Origin of the sequence: Rhodopila sp. (assembly GCF_035548235.1) — a bacterium.
Classification (GTDB): Bacteria; Pseudomonadota; Alphaproteobacteria; order Acetobacterales; family Acetobacteraceae; genus Rhodopila.
This window is the reverse complement of sequence record NZ_DASZTJ010000020.1, coordinates 1-12,740: the sequence shown is the minus strand read 5'-3', so window position 1 is coordinate 12,740 and position 12,740 is coordinate 1. Positions and strand designations below refer to the sequence as shown.

The 12,740-nt window shown below is 68.6% G+C and carries 13 protein-coding genes and 1 tRNA gene; 6 read left to right on the top strand and 8 right to left on the bottom strand.

Going from position 1 to position 12,740, the window contains the following annotated elements:
• Positions 1–353: 353 nt before the first annotated feature.
• The gene (locus VHB27_RS01075) at positions 354–1,145 is read right to left on the bottom strand and encodes an alpha/beta fold hydrolase (protein ID WP_325596813.1); all 792 of its coding nucleotides are present in this window, start codon (positions 1,143–1,145) and stop codon (positions 354–356) included.
• Between the two features lie 75 nt (positions 1,146–1,220).
• On the opposite strand from VHB27_RS01075, the gene VHB27_RS01070 reads away from it, so the two are divergent.
• Together VHB27_RS01070 and VHB27_RS01065 are read left to right on the top strand one after the other, a co-directional pair.
• A complete protein-coding gene (locus VHB27_RS01070; protein WP_325596811.1) occupies positions 1,221–1,850 on the top strand; it encodes a glutathione S-transferase family protein in 630 nt (209 codons plus the stop codon).
• On the top strand, positions 1,840–2,529 hold the full coding sequence (locus VHB27_RS01065) for an SURF1 family protein (protein WP_325596809.1): 690 nt from the start codon (positions 1,840–1,842) through the stop codon (positions 2,527–2,529). Before VHB27_RS01070 ends, VHB27_RS01065 begins: the two co-directional genes overlap by 11 nt.
• Here the strand turns inward: VHB27_RS01065 and VHB27_RS01060 are convergent, their stop codons facing one another.
• From VHB27_RS01060 to VHB27_RS01050, 3 genes are all read right to left on the bottom strand, one after another.
• Positions 2,530–4,572, bottom strand: a complete 2,043-nt coding sequence (locus VHB27_RS01060) for a hypothetical protein (protein ID WP_325596807.1) — start codon at positions 4,570–4,572, stop codon at positions 2,530–2,532.
• Between the two features lie 503 nt (positions 4,573–5,075).
• Positions 5,076–5,561: a CinA family protein gene (locus tag VHB27_RS01055; RefSeq protein WP_325596805.1), complete on the bottom strand. Its 486-nt coding sequence runs from the start codon at positions 5,559–5,561 to the stop codon at positions 5,076–5,078.
• A gap of 93 nt (positions 5,562–5,654) precedes the next feature.
• Positions 5,655–6,797: a glycosyltransferase family 4 protein gene (locus VHB27_RS01050; RefSeq protein ID WP_325596803.1), complete on the bottom strand. Its 1,143-nt coding sequence runs from the start codon at positions 6,795–6,797 to the stop codon at positions 5,655–5,657.
• Positions 6,798–6,948: 151 nt separating this feature from the next.
• Between VHB27_RS01050 and VHB27_RS01045 the strand changes: the two genes are divergently transcribed.
• Positions 6,949–7,707 (top strand): alpha/beta hydrolase, encoded by a 759-nt coding sequence (locus tag VHB27_RS01045; protein WP_325596801.1) that lies wholly within the window; start codon positions 6,949–6,951, stop codon positions 7,705–7,707.
• On the opposite strand, the gene VHB27_RS01040 is transcribed toward VHB27_RS01045, so the two are convergent.
• Genes VHB27_RS01040 through VHB27_RS01025 form a run of 4 tightly spaced genes read right to left on the bottom strand, consistent with a single transcriptional unit; the run spans position 7,663 to position 11,000 of the window.
• Entirely contained in the window at positions 7,663–8,502 is an 840-nt protein-coding gene (locus VHB27_RS01040) for an SDR family oxidoreductase (protein ID WP_325596799.1), read from the bottom strand. The two genes, VHB27_RS01045 and VHB27_RS01040, sit on opposite strands and share 45 nt — an antisense overlap.
• Positions 8,502–9,251 carry an ABC transporter permease gene (locus VHB27_RS01035; protein ID WP_325596797.1) on the bottom strand — a complete coding sequence of 250 codons (750 nt, stop codon included), beginning with the start codon at positions 9,249–9,251 and terminating at the stop codon, positions 8,502–8,504. The genes VHB27_RS01040 and VHB27_RS01035 overlap by 1 nt, the downstream gene beginning before the upstream one ends.
• The gene (locus VHB27_RS01030; RefSeq protein ID WP_325596795.1) at positions 9,248–9,982 is read right to left on the bottom strand and encodes an ABC transporter ATP-binding protein; all 735 of its coding nucleotides are present in this window, start codon (positions 9,980–9,982) and stop codon (positions 9,248–9,250) included. Before VHB27_RS01030 ends, VHB27_RS01035 begins: the two co-directional genes overlap by 4 nt.
• 28 nt (positions 9,983–10,010) lie before the next feature.
• On the bottom strand, positions 10,011–11,000 hold the full coding sequence (locus VHB27_RS01025; protein ID WP_325596793.1) for an ABC transporter substrate-binding protein: 990 nt from the start codon (positions 10,998–11,000) through the stop codon (positions 10,011–10,013).
• A gap of 54 nt (positions 11,001–11,054) precedes the next feature.
• On the opposite strand from VHB27_RS01025, the gene VHB27_RS01020 reads away from it, so the two are divergent.
• From VHB27_RS01020 to VHB27_RS01010, 3 genes are all read left to right on the top strand, one after another.
• On the top strand, positions 11,055–11,828 hold the full coding sequence (locus tag VHB27_RS01020; protein ID WP_325596789.1) for an SDR family NAD(P)-dependent oxidoreductase: 774 nt from the start codon (positions 11,055–11,057) through the stop codon (positions 11,826–11,828).
• Positions 11,825–12,514, top strand: coding sequence for an SDR family NAD(P)-dependent oxidoreductase (locus VHB27_RS01015; protein ID WP_325596787.1), 690 nt, complete (start codon positions 11,825–11,827; stop codon positions 12,512–12,514). Before VHB27_RS01020 ends, VHB27_RS01015 begins: the two co-directional genes overlap by 4 nt.
• Before the next feature lie 117 nt (positions 12,515–12,631).
• Positions 12,632–12,708 (top strand) — tRNA-Arg (locus tag VHB27_RS01010).
• The last annotated feature ends 32 nt before the right edge of the window (positions 12,709–12,740 follow it).

Below are 12,740 nucleotides of genomic sequence, written 5' to 3'. Positions count from 1 at the left end.
CCTGATCTGGTGGGCCTGATCTGGTGAGCTTGATCCTTGGCCTGATCCGCTGGGACTTGATCCACGCGGTTCGGGGACGATGGCATTCCCGTCCTGGCCCCTTGTTCCGGTCATCCACGACTTAGCGCGCAGCGAAAATCGTGGATGGCCGGGACAAATCCCGTGGGCGGCAGCTTCAAGCGGCACGGCCTAAGGCGCATCGGCGCTCAGATGCATGAGCCCTGGCGCTTTCTATACCGGGAGGATTTGGTATCCGCCGGTACTCAGCCTCCGCTCAAATCAACGCCCATCGGGACAAGCCCGGCCGGCGCAGAGGAACGGCGACGACGCCGCTCGTCCACCGCCGCGCCCCGCTATTGCCCAAGCGCGTGCAGGAAGTAGTGGATCGCCTGCGCCACCAGCCCAGGCGTCTGTACGCTGGCGAAATGTCCTGTGTTCAGTTCCAGGAACTGTGCGCCCGGCACCTTCTCCGCCATCGGCCCGATCACGGATGGCGGCCGCAGGCTGTCGTGCCGCCCGGCCGTCAACAGCGTGGGACAGCGCAACTGCATCAGTTCGCGCTCGATGGTCTCTGCCGCCAGCATACGGTTGATCGCGGCGAAGCTCTGCGGATCGTTGCCTAGCCAGCGGGCGCGGAAGGCGGCGAACACTTCGGGCAGATGGCGCACGACGGGGGGATAGGACGCGGCCAGGCTGGTCTCGACCACGCCGCGCATCCCGTGCGCCTCGACGCCCGCCGCGCGATCCAGCGTGGCCTGGCGCCGGTCCGCGGTCACGCCGGGCGCCGGCCCGTGCATCACCAGGGCGGCAACGCGATCCGGATGGCGCGCGGCGAAGTGCATGCAGATCGCGCCGCCGACGGCGATGCCGGCCAGCGACACCGGCCCCGAGATGCCCACGGCATCCAGCAGCGCGCCCAGGTCGTCGGCCATGACGTCCCAGGTCACCGATCCCCCGATTTTCTCCGACAGCCCGGCCCCGCGCGTGTCGTAGCGCAGCACGCGGCGGCTATTGGCCAGCGCTGGCACGACCTGGTCCCAGCTATCCAGCGTGCCGCCCATCTCGTGCACCAGCACCACCGTGCTCGGGCCACTGCCCGTCAGGTCGTATCGCAGGCCTGTTCCGTTGACTTCGATGAAGTTCATGGCAAACGTCCCGTCCCTCTTGGTTGCCGGCACGATAGGTCGGAGGCCCAACGCCGTGAAGATGGACGCACACCGATGACGCAAACCATGACGCTGCACTGGTCCCCACGCTCCCCCTACGTGCGCAAGGTCATGATCGCGATCCACGAGATGGGCCTGCAGGACCGCGTCCGCACCGTCCGGACCGTGGCCGGCGGCACCACGCCGCATCTGGAGCTGATGAAGATCAATCCCCTGGGCAAGATCCCGACGCTGGAAGTCGAGGACGGTACGGTCCTGTACGACTCGCCGGTGATCATCGAATATCTCGACACCCTGCACACCGGCCCGAAACTGTTCCCCTCCGCGTGGCCCGAGCGGATGACGGCCATCCGGCGTCACGCGCTTGGACAGGGGATGCTGGACGCCGCCCTGCTGCTGCTGGCTGAAGGCTTCCGTCCCGCCGAACGCCAGAGCGAACCGCATATGGCGCTGTGGCGCCTGAAGCTGACCACCTGCGTCGACGCCCTGGAGAAAGAGGCGGAGGCGCTGGCGGAAAGCCCGTACAGCATCGGCCATCTCGCGATCGGGGTGGCGCTGGGCTACCTCGATTTCCGCTTCGACTCGCTGGCCTGGCGGACCGGCCATCCCAGGCTGGCGACGTGGCATGAAACGTTCAACGCCAGGCCCGCGGTGCGGGCGAACATGCCGGTCGATGACCGATAGGCCGAAGCGGCGCGGGCTGCTGCTGCCAGGCCTGCTGGTCGCGCTGGGGGTGCTGGTCCTGCTGGGGCTGGGGACGTGGCAGGTTTACCGGCTGCGATGGAAAGAAGGCATCCTGGCGGAGATCGCGGCGGCGGAGAAACAGCCACCCGCGCCGCTGACCGGTCATCCTCCCGATTACGGCCGCGTCGCCGTGACCGGGCATTTCCTGTTCGACAAGGCGCTATGGCTGGGCGTCGATGTGCGCGACACCGCGCGCGGATCGGTGATGGGCCATTTCCAACTGGTACCGCTGGCGCGCGACCATGCGCCGACGATCCTGGTCAATCGCGGCTGGGTGCCGGAGCACGTCCAGCCGGCCGATCCGGCCGGCACGGTCAGCGTCACCGGCTATGTGCATCCCGGCGAGCAGGCCAGTTGGTTCTCGCCGGCGGACGATTTCGGGCATCACGAGGTCTATGTGCTCGATCCGCCCAAGATCGCCGGTGCCCTCGGCATCGGTCCCGTCCTCCCCTTCTCGCTCACCGCGCTCGGTACCGTCCCGGATGGCGTCTATCCGGTTCCCGCCGCTGATTTTCCGCGCCCGCCGAACAACCACCTGTCCTATGCGATCACCTGGTACAGCCTGGCGCTGGTCCTGGTGGTGATGGCCGTGGTGCGGTTCCGGTCGAAGCAGGCCTGATCAGGGCGTCGCGCTCAGGACCACGCCGGAGGATGCGTTCATCGGGATGTGGACCGGCATGTTCAAGCTCCAGGCCGGCCCGAGGTCGCCCGCGATATCCCAGCCGGACGGCGGCGTGACGGCACCGAGGTTGTCGGTCACCGCGTTGCCGCGCCCGATCGTCGTCGCACCATAAGGGTAGAACAGGCGGCAGGCGCTGGCGTCGTTGGCCAAGGCCTGGGCCAGGGTGACCTGAACCTGCGTGGGATTGAGGCGCGTGCAGGCGGTCGCGGTCACGATCTTTCCGGGACTGGCGACGGAGCCGCCATCCATCACCGCCCAGCCGATGCCCTGCGCCGCCTGCGTCGCCGGCACGACCAGGTCGGTGCCGCAATCGTGCTGCACTGTCACGACCAGCACGGTGCTGGACTGGCGATAGGCGTGGACGACCGCCGGGCCGCCGACGGCCGGAACCCCGGCGGGGATGGCGCCGATGCTGTCTCCGCCCGCCGAGGCCAGGATCGCACGCGCCACCAGCGGTGCGGCCAGGCGGCCGAAGCGCTGATTGTCGGGGATGTCCCGGTGCAACGGATCGCCGCCGCTCCAGATGCCCGTCGTCGGGTCGTAGGCGAGGGCGGCGCCGCCGATGCTGCGTGGCAGGGTATCGGCGGTCTGCGGCAGCACGACGGTGACGTTCTGCGTTGCGTCGGCGACCATGTCGGCCACGACCTCCCGCTGCATCTGCATGCCGGGATCGTTGCTGCCGTAAGCGAAGGGGATCGCGGACCACCAGACCTGCGGCAGGCTGGCCGCGCTGCGCGACAGCATCCCGCGCTCCAGCGCCAAGAGGCGGCGGGCGGCTGCTTCGTAGGTGGCTTTCTCGCCGTATTGACGGGTCGAATCGTCCTCGGACCACGGCCAGAGGATGACGCCGATGTCGGCGGCGTCTGTTGGGTCGGTGTGCGACTGGATCCAGCCCTGCAGCGCCTGGCCGTCGGCGCCCAGTGCCCAGGTCGAAGGGTCGCTGCCGTCGCCGGGGTTGGTCAGGAAGGAGCCGGACAGGCCCAGGGCGGGCACTGGATAGATGCCTTCGCCGTGGATGCAGGTGGCCGCAGGCGGGCTGCCATAGGCGCCGACGACGCCGTACGCCAGCGCGCCGAGGTGCCAGGCGACGCCCTGCGCCAGCAGGTGCCAGGCGCCGTCAAGCAGGCCATTGCCGGCATTGGACTGACCCGTGACGAGGATCTGGAGGCCTTTCCTTGGACCAAGCGCCCATCGGCTGAGATAGGCCTGGATCGCGACGAGGCTCGATGCAGTCAGGGACGTGTTCCACAGCGCCGCCTCATGGAACCAGCATTCCGCCCCACCGGCCGAGGCGCCGTTGTGCAGGAACAGCAACGGCGCGGTCAGCGAGGCGGCCAGCGGGTTGGCAACGGCCATGGCGACCTGTGCGCCGTCGAGCCAAACGTCCAGGCCGACATTCGGCGTGTTGCGCAGGATGACGGCATGGGTGTGCCGGCGGGTCAGGCTGTTGGTCAGCACCGTCTGGCCGGCGCCGGGGAATAGGACCAGCCGCGTGCCGCCGTTGTTGTCGGCCGCGAGGACCTGGGTGCCGCCGACCGACAGGATGGTGCTGGCTGCCGTGGAACTCTGCCGCCAGTTCGGCCGCGACCAGACGATCGCCAGCGTCCACGCGGCGCCCGAACCGAACGGGACGGCGGCGCTGATCAACCCCTGGTCGGGATCCATGACCGGAAGCTGCTGGTTCGACACCGGCAGCGCCGGCGGCACGACCGTATTCAGCCCCACGCCGCCCAGCAGACCGCTGAGCCTGGGTGTCGCCAGCGGCGCCGACGCGCCGGCGCCGGCGGCATGCCAGACGGCGAGACCCGTTCCGGCGCCGGACTTATCGACGACGGCGCTGACCGGGCTTGCGAATGCCGTGAGCGCCGCGCCGCCGCTGCCTGACAGGCCGGACGGCCCCGAGGCATCCCACCAGCCGGTCAGGCCGCCCGCGGTCGAGAACACGGGTGCGACCGGGCCGTCGGCCGGCTGCTGGAGCATGGGGACACCGGGGGCGACCATGGCGATGCGGCCGGCGGATGATGTTAGAATTACTGTCATTCTGCAACGCGACGCGGGCTGGCTGCCAGGATAGCGACGGGCATTTGGAAGCTCCGGATTGATGTATTTGCTTTGTTCTAATCAACCCATATGAGATTTGCAAGAGAAACTAACATGACCATGGGAGATTCACGCACGGTCCCCCTGGCAGGGAATTTGGCCGCGGAAAGGCATTTTCCGACACAGGTGAACGCAGATGGACAGAGATACTCACAGAGTCCGTGCCCGATCAGCGCAAGGCGCTTTGGTTCCTTTGCCTCAGCCTCGAGGGGCAGCGCGAGACGCCCGCCGGATCAGGAGAAATCTGCGTTCATCCACGTGCACCGCCCATCCAAGCGCATCGCCGTGAAAATCCGCGTCGAATGGCCTCGCCATCAACCGCTTCGATGGCCGTGCCCATGGCACATGACCGAAAACGTCCGCGTATCCGCGCCCACGACCACCTACCCCAGCGCCTCGGCAAGCAGTTCCAGCGCCCGCACCCCGAAGGCCCGCATGTTGGCGATCCGATCCTCCTTCCCGGTCTCCAGCGTGATGGCGCGCGAAAAGCTCGGACCCGTCACGGCGATGCAGGTATGGCCCGGCTTGTCGCCGTAGCGGTTTCCCGTCGGACCCGTCGCGCCGGTCTCGCCCAGGCCCCAGGTGGCCTCCAGCTTCGCTTTCACCGTATCGGCCAGCAGCATGGCATAGGGTTCGGTCGACGCCCGCTCGATCGGCGCCGGCAGCGGATTGGGAATATCGAGGAAGGCCTTGCGCGCGTACGCCGTGTAGATCACCCCGCCGCCGCGGAAATAGGCGGAGGCGCCGCCCACCGACAGCAGCGCGGCCGAGACCAGGCCGCCGGTCGAGGACTCGGCGACGCCGATCGTTTCCCCGCGCTCCTTCAGGCGCGCACCGATACGTTCGGCCAAAGGCAGCAACTTCTCCATGATCCCTCCCAAGTGGTTCGGTTATCGGGGTCTGCCGCCCGATCCTCGCGCGCGCCCAAGCCCGTGTCCATGCCGGCAGCCCGCCGGCCGGGGTCAAACCGTGCCGTTCAGCACGCTCTCATACACATCCAGCGTTGCCTCCTGCATCGCCTGCACCGTCGGCACCGAGGCCCGCGCCTGCTGCCCCAGCGCCGTGCGCTCCTCCGGCGAGAGGTCGAGGGCGACGCGCAGCGCGGCGGCCAGCGTGGCCGGGTCGCCGGGGGGGACGCGCCAGCCGGTCTCGCCATGGCGCACCGTCTCCACCGGGCCGCCGAGATCGGCGGCGACGACCGGACATGCCATCGCCTGCGCCTCGATCACCACACGACCGAACGCTTCAGGCTTGGTGGACGCATGGACGACGACATCGGCGAGGCACAGGGCAGCCGGAACATCGTCGGTATGGCCGACGAGGCGCAGGCGTTCGGCGATGCCGAGTTGACGGGCGTGCTGGGTGAGCGACTGGGAATAGCGATGACGGCCCTGGTCGGACCCAAGGAAGACGCACATGACGTCGGGCCGGTTCAGGATCGCCAGTGCATCGAGCAGCACGCGATGGCCTTTCCACGCCGTCAGGCGGCCGGGCAGCACGATGATCCGCGCGTCGTCCGGCACCCGCCATTGCGCGGCCAGCTTGGCGATACGCTGCCCCGTCACGGAGGCCGGGTCGAACACCGCAAGGTCGACTCCACGCGGGATCACCCGGATCCGGGCCGGATCGACACCGTACCGGGTCTGCACAAGCTCGGCGATGTAATGGCTGGCGGCGATGACGATGCGTCCTCGCGCCATCACCGCATTGTAGTGCCGCTTGAACGGAAGGCTCTCGTCATAGGTGCCGTGATAGGTGGTGATGAAGGGAACGCCGGTGCGGCGGCAAGCCAGCCAGGCGGACCAGGCCGGGCCGCGGGACCGAGCGTGGACCAGCGAAACCTTGCGGTCGCGGATGACCGCGGCGAGGGCATCGGCATTGTGCCAGATGCGCCAGGGGTTCTTGGTTTTCAGCGGCAGCGCGATATGCGTGCCGCCGGCGCGCTGGATCTGCGCGACCAAGGGACCGCCGGCGCTGGCGACCAGAGCGGTGGCCCCGGCGGCGGCGATGGCCTGGGTGATTTCGACCGTGCCGCGTTCGACCCCGCCGGTGACGAGCGAAGGGAGGACTTGCAGGACGACCGGCGACTCGGGGTGCGGGTCCATCCGATTAGGGTAGCACGGTTGGGACGAGGAGCACCTCCCCTGGGCTTCCCCCTGCCCTCCTTGGCTCCTGCTTCGGGGCGCGTCCCCTGGCTGGCGGGATGTGCCGATCAGGTCCAAAATCCGGCGATCATCGAACGCAGGATTGGACGGTATGGCCCCAACCAAAGGACGGCTCGATCGCGGCAACGGCGTCCATCTCGCCTGGATCAGACAGGAGGGCCGTGGGCCGACCGTGGTCTTCCTGCCCGGCTTCCGCAGCGACATGACCGGCGACAAGGCGACCACGCTGGCCACGTTCTGCGCCGAACGCGGCCACGCCATGCTGCGCTTCGACTATTCGGGTCATGGCGCCAGCGACGGCGACTTCCTGGACGGCACGATCGGCGACTGGGCCGCGGACGCGCTGGCGGCGGTCGACGCGCTGACCGAAGGCAAGCTGATCCTGGTCGGATCGTCGATGGGCGGCTGGATCGGCCTGCTGACCGCCCTGGCCCGCCCTGATCGGATCGCGGCCTTCGTCGGGATCGCGGCGGCACCGGACTTCACCCAGCGGCTGATGTGGGAAACGATGACCCCGGCCGAAAAGGCGACGATCGAACGCGACGGCGTGCTGTATGTCCCCAGCCAGTACGGCGACCCGACGCCGATCACCAAACGCCTGATCGAGGACGGTTCGACGCATCACGTGCTGACCGGCCGCATTCCCCTGCGCTGCCCGATCCGGCTGCTGCACGGACAGAACGACCCCGACGTGCCATGGCACCTCGCGCTGACCATCGCCGAACAGGCCGAAAGCGCCGATGTCCAGGTCATCCTGGTGAAGGACGGCGACCATCGGCTGTCGCGGCCGGCCGATCTGGCGCTGCTACGGCGGACGGTTGCCGCGCTCCTCGGCGAGGATGGCGCGTAGCCCCTCGCGATAGGTCGGATACAGCCACGAAATCCCCAGCGCCGCCTTGGTCTTGGCGCTGGCGACGCGGCGGTTTTCCGCCCAGAAGCTCCGCGCCATCGGACTCATGGCGGGCAGCGCGTCGGCGAAGGCGACCGCCGGCGGCGGGTCGACGCCCAGCAGGGCAGCAGCTTCGGTCACGACCTCGGCGCTTTCGGTGGGCTCATCGTCGGTCAGGTTGAAGACGCGCATCCCCGGCACGCTGGGTTGTCGCATCGCGGCGGCGACGGCCTGGGCGATGTCGTCGCGATGGATCCGGCCGAACCGGTGTCCGGGCTTGACCATGCGCCGAGCGGTGCCGGTTCGGAGGTCGTCGAGGACGGAACGGTGGGGACCGTAGATTCCGCCCAGGCGGAAAACATCAACCCGGCATCGGTCGCCGAAACGCGCCCAGGCCTGTTCGGCCTCCAGCCGCCGCCGGCCGCGCGGCTGCGACGGCGCGGGGGGCGTGTCCTCGTCGACCCAGGCGCCATCGCGATTGCCGTAGACGACGGTCGAGGAGAGATAGCCGATCCAGCGCAGCTTCGGCGCGGCGGCGATGGCAGCCTGGTAGCGCGCCAGGACCGGATCGCCGTGCGCGTCGGGCGCGGCGGTGGTCAGGATATGGGTCGCCTCGGCGATCGCCGGTCCTGCCGCGTCGAACGGGATCGCGTCCCCGCCGCCCGATCGGCTGGTCGCGATCACCGCGAACCCCGTCGCGGCCCTGGCGATCGCGGTGCCGCTGTAGCCCAGGCCGAAGATCAGCAGCCGGTCCATCAGGTCAGGCCGCGGCGGCGCAGGATCGCGTCGCCCAAGGCACCCAGGCCGAAATTCAGCAGGATGCCGGCTACGGCCAGCAGGACCAGCGCGGCGAACATGCGCGGCATCTCCAGCCGGAAGCTCGCCTCCAGGATCAGATAGGCGAGGCCGGAGGCGAAGCCACCCGATCCGGCAACCAGTTCCGCCACCACGGCGCCGACCAGCGCCAGTCCGCCCGAAATGCGCAGGCCCGACAGGAAATAGGGCAGCGCCGCCGGCAGCCGCAGCAATGTCAGCGTCTGGCTTCGCTTCGCCCCGTACAGCCGGAACAGATCGTTCAGCTCCGGCGCGGCGGAGGCAAGGCCGGTCACGGTGTTGGCGAACAGCGGGAAGAACGCGACGATGGTCGCACAGACCACGAGCGCGAAGAACGGATTGCCCACCCAGATGATGATCAGCGGCGCGATGGCCGGCAGCGGCGTGACCTGCAGGGCGACGGCCCAAGGCTGGATCGCCGCCTGCGCCAGGCGGCTCGCGGACATCGTCAACGCCATCGCCACCCCCAGCACGGCGGCCGCCAGCAGGGCGGCGAAGGTGACGATCAAGGTGGAGGCCAAGGCCTGCAGCAGTCCGATCGGATCGGCCGCGAACGCACCGGCGATGGCGACCGGACCCGGCAATTGATAGACCGGGATGCCAGTCAGGCGGACCGCCGCTTCCCATAGCGCCAGCGCGAGCAGCCCGAACGCGGCGGGGGCGTATCTCATCGCAGCGCTTTCTCCATGCCGACCGCCACCGCCGCTACCAGGCTGGCATAGGCCGGGTCCAGGCGCGTCTCCGGGCCGTGCGCCAGGGTCGACGTGATCTCCCGATCGATGCGGCCCGGCCGCGGGGTCATCATCACGATCCGGCGGGCCAGATAGGCGGCCTCGTAGATCGAATGGGTCACGAACACGACGGTGCAGCCGGCTTGACGCCAGACGTCCAGCAGGTCGGCCTGGAGCTTGTGGCGGGTGAACTCGTCCAACGCCGCGAAGGGTTCGTCCATCAGCAGCAGGCGCGGGCGGGTGACCAAGGCCCTGGCGATCGACACGCGCATGCGCATGCCGCCGGAGAGTTGGCGCGGCCGGGCGCGCTCGAACCCTTTCAGGCCGACGCGGTGCAGCACGGCGTGGACGTCCGGCATGCCCCGGTCGCGGGCGACGCCACGCAGGCGCAGCGGCAGGAAGACATTGTCCTCGGCCGTGGCCCAGGGCAGCAGCGTGGCGTCCTGGAAGACGAAGCCGATGTCCCCGGCGGCTGGCGGTCCGTTCTCCCAGATCAGTTCGCCGCTATCGGGTTGGTCCAATCCGGCGATCAGGCGCAGCAGGGTGGACTTGCCGCAACCCGATGGGCCCAGCAGCGCGATGAAATCGTGCTCCCGCAGATGGAGGTTGGCGTCGCGCAGGGCCTCGGTCCCGCTGGGGAAGCGGCGCCCGACATGGGAGACCGTCAACATCGCGCGCGTGGTCGGCTGCGGATCGCGGTCAATGCTGACCGTCCATCCCGACCTTCTTGTTGACGAACTGCGTCGTGTAGGCCTTGGTGATGTCCATCCCCTTGGGATACAGGCCTTCCTCGGTGGTCGCCTTGTAGAAGTCCGCCCACCGCTGCGCCGTCATCGCGCCGATTCCCTGCTTCGCCGCGTCCCCGGACGTCAGGATCCCATGGTCCTTCAGGGATTTGATCCCGTACGCGAGCAGCGCGTCCGTCATCTCGGGATTGGCCTTCTTGATCAGCGTATTGCCGGGCGTGGGATCGCCGTTCAGGTACGAGTACCACCCCTCGATCGAGGCATCGATGAAGCGCTGCACGAGGTCGGGCTTCTGCTGGATCATCTTGTCCGAGGCGGCAATCAGGCTGGCGTAGCCTTTGAAGCCGGCATCGGCGATCAGCATCACCACCGGGTCGAAATGCGCCTGCTGCTTGATGGAAAACGGTTCGGAGCCCAGGTAGCCCTGCTGGATCGCATGCGGATCGGCCAGGAAGGGGGCGAGGTTGAACGTATACGGACGGATCTGGCTGTCCGAATAACCGTATTTCGCCTTGAGGAAGTTCCACCAGCCGACCCGCGTGTCGCCGCTGATCATGATCGGCTTGCCCTTCAGTTCGGCGAAATTGTCGTTCCCCTGGCCGGGATGGGCGATCAGCACCGCCGGGTCTTTCTGGAACATCGCCGCCACCGCCTTGAACGGGATGTTTTCCTTGACGAAATTCAGCGCCAGGAAACCATTGCCGGTGATGTTGAAATCCAGCCGCCCGGCCAGCAGCAACTGCGTGTGGTTCACCTGCGGCCCGCCCTGGCGGATCGTCACGTCCAGCCCGTGCTTTGCGTAAATGCCGGTGGCGAGCGCCTGGTAATAGCCGCCGTACTCGGCCTCCGCCTTCCAGTCGAGACCGAAGGTCACCTTGTCCTCGGCCCTTGCCGTGGCGGATAACAACAGGACGCAGATCATCGCGGCCAGCCAGCGTGTCATCAGGTTCCCTTCCCTCCTGGTTGCGTCGCGTTGTCCGCTCCAAGTCGGACGCACATGCGCGTCGCGGACAATGGCATCACCACGCAAGGAGGCAAGATGGGGTCGGAGCTGAGTTTCGGACTGGCAGGCCGGCGGGCCATCGTCACCGGCCACCGCGGCGGCATCGGCAGCGCGATCCACGACGTGCTGACGCGTGACGGGGTGGAGGTGATCGGCCTCGACTTGCCGGACTTCGACCTGTCCGCCACGGATACGGTGGAACGCCGAGCGGCGGCGCTGATCGGCGAGAGAGGGGTGGACATCCTGGTGAACAACGCCGGAATCACCGTCCTGGGATCGGTTCTGGAAACCTCATTGGCCGAAACGGAGCGCGTGTTCCGGGTGAATTTCCTGGCCGCCTATGCGCTGATGCGGGCGGTGCTGCCGGGCATGGTGCGGCGGAAGAAGGGGGCGATCGTCAACATCGCCTCGGACCAGGCGCTGATCGGCAAGCAGGTCAGCGCCGCCTATGGCGCGTCCAAGGCGGCGATCGCGCAATTGTCCCGATCGGCCGCATTGGACTGGGCAAAGGATGGCGTCCGGGTGAACTGCATCGCACCGGGATCGACGCAGACGACGATGCTGGAGACGGTGATCGGCGACCTGTCCGCCCGCTATCCGGACCGGTTCCCGGTATCCTCGGCCGATGCCTACAAGGGCGCGACGCCGCTGGGACGGTTCGCCGATCCGGTGGAGATCGCCCGCGCGGCGGCGTTCCTGGCCTCCGACGCCGCGTCGTTCATCACCGGCGTGATCCTGCCGGTCGATGGCGGCGGGACGGCGCAATGAAGCAGGCCGTCGTCACCGGCGGCACTCGCGGCATCGGCCGAGCGGTGGCCGACCGGCTGGCGGCGGAGGGATGGTCGGTGCTGGTGCTGGCGCGCACCCCTATTGCCACGCCGCATCGCTTCGCCGCCTGCGACGTGGCGGATGCGGCGGCGGTGCAGGCGGCGTTCGCGCCGCTGGCGCGGATCGACGCGCTCGTCAACTGTGCCGGGATCGCCGGCGCGAACCGGCTGGATGGCGACGATGCGCTGTGGCACGCGATCATCGGGTCGAACCTGCACGGCACCTATCACTGCTGCAAGGCGGCGCTGCCGAAGCTGCCGGACGGGACGGGACGGATCGTCAACCTCGCCTCCGTCCTGGGGCTGCGCGGCGTACCGGACCAGACCGCGTATTGCGCCGCCAAGCATGGGGTCATCGGGTTGACCCGCGCCCTGGCGCTGGCGGTCGCGGGACGGGGCATCACGGTGAACGCGCTGTGCCCTGGCTGGGTGGATACCGGAATGGCCCATGACCGCTATGCCGAGCTGGGGATCACGCCCGCCCAGGCCGCCGCAAGCGTGCCGACGGGCCAGGTGGCGACGTCGGCAGAGATCGCCGACGCGGTGATCTGGCTGCTCCGGCCGGAGTCTCGGGGCGTGACCGGTCATGCGCTGCCGATCGACGGGGGCGGACTGGCGCTGCCGTAAGCGGCGATTGGCAGGGTGGGTCCGGGGGGCTACATAGGTCCCGGTTGGCAACGTCGCCGGTCGGCGACCTGGTCCCGCGCGGGCGGGATGGGGTTTGGCCGCATGCCGACGGACGGGGCGCCCTTAGCTCAGTCGGATAGAGCAACAGCCTTCTAAGCTGTGGGTCGGTGGTTCGAATCCACCAGGGCGCGCCATTTCGCCGGTATTATGCAGCAGGTGCCACCAC

Excerpts from the sequence above, each read along its gene's own strand:
- VHB27_RS01075 (WP_325596813.1), bottom strand. The coding sequence starts at position 1,145 with ATGAACTTCATCGAAGTCAACGGAACAGGCCTGCGATACGACCTGACG.
- VHB27_RS01070 (WP_325596811.1), top strand. The coding sequence starts at position 1,221 with ATGACGCAAACCATGACGCTGCACTGGTCCCCACGCTCCCCCTACGTG.
- VHB27_RS01065 (WP_325596809.1), top strand. The coding sequence starts at position 1,840 with ATGACCGATAGGCCGAAGCGGCGCGGGCTGCTGCTGCCAGGCCTGCTG.
- VHB27_RS01060 (WP_325596807.1), bottom strand. The coding sequence starts at position 4,572 with ATGCTCCAGCAGCCGGCCGACGGCCCGGTCGCACCCGTGTTCTCGACC.
- VHB27_RS01055 (WP_325596805.1), bottom strand. The coding sequence starts at position 5,561 with ATGGAGAAGTTGCTGCCTTTGGCCGAACGTATCGGTGCGCGCCTGAAG.
- VHB27_RS01050 (WP_325596803.1), bottom strand. The coding sequence starts at position 6,797 with ATGGACCCGCACCCCGAGTCGCCGGTCGTCCTGCAAGTCCTCCCTTCG.
- VHB27_RS01045 (WP_325596801.1), top strand. The coding sequence starts at position 6,949 with ATGGCCCCAACCAAAGGACGGCTCGATCGCGGCAACGGCGTCCATCTC.
- VHB27_RS01040 (WP_325596799.1), bottom strand. The coding sequence starts at position 8,502 with ATGGACCGGCTGCTGATCTTCGGCCTGGGCTACAGCGGCACCGCGATC.
- VHB27_RS01035 (WP_325596797.1), bottom strand. The coding sequence starts at position 9,251 with ATGAGATACGCCCCCGCCGCGTTCGGGCTGCTCGCGCTGGCGCTATGG.
- VHB27_RS01030 (WP_325596795.1), bottom strand. The coding sequence starts at position 9,982 with ATGTTGACGGTCTCCCATGTCGGGCGCCGCTTCCCCAGCGGGACCGAG.
- VHB27_RS01025 (WP_325596793.1), bottom strand. The coding sequence starts at position 11,000 with ATGACACGCTGGCTGGCCGCGATGATCTGCGTCCTGTTGTTATCCGCC.
- VHB27_RS01020 (WP_325596789.1), top strand. The coding sequence starts at position 11,055 with ATGCGCGTCGCGGACAATGGCATCACCACGCAAGGAGGCAAGATGGGG.
- VHB27_RS01015 (WP_325596787.1), top strand. The coding sequence starts at position 11,825 with ATGAAGCAGGCCGTCGTCACCGGCGGCACTCGCGGCATCGGCCGAGCG.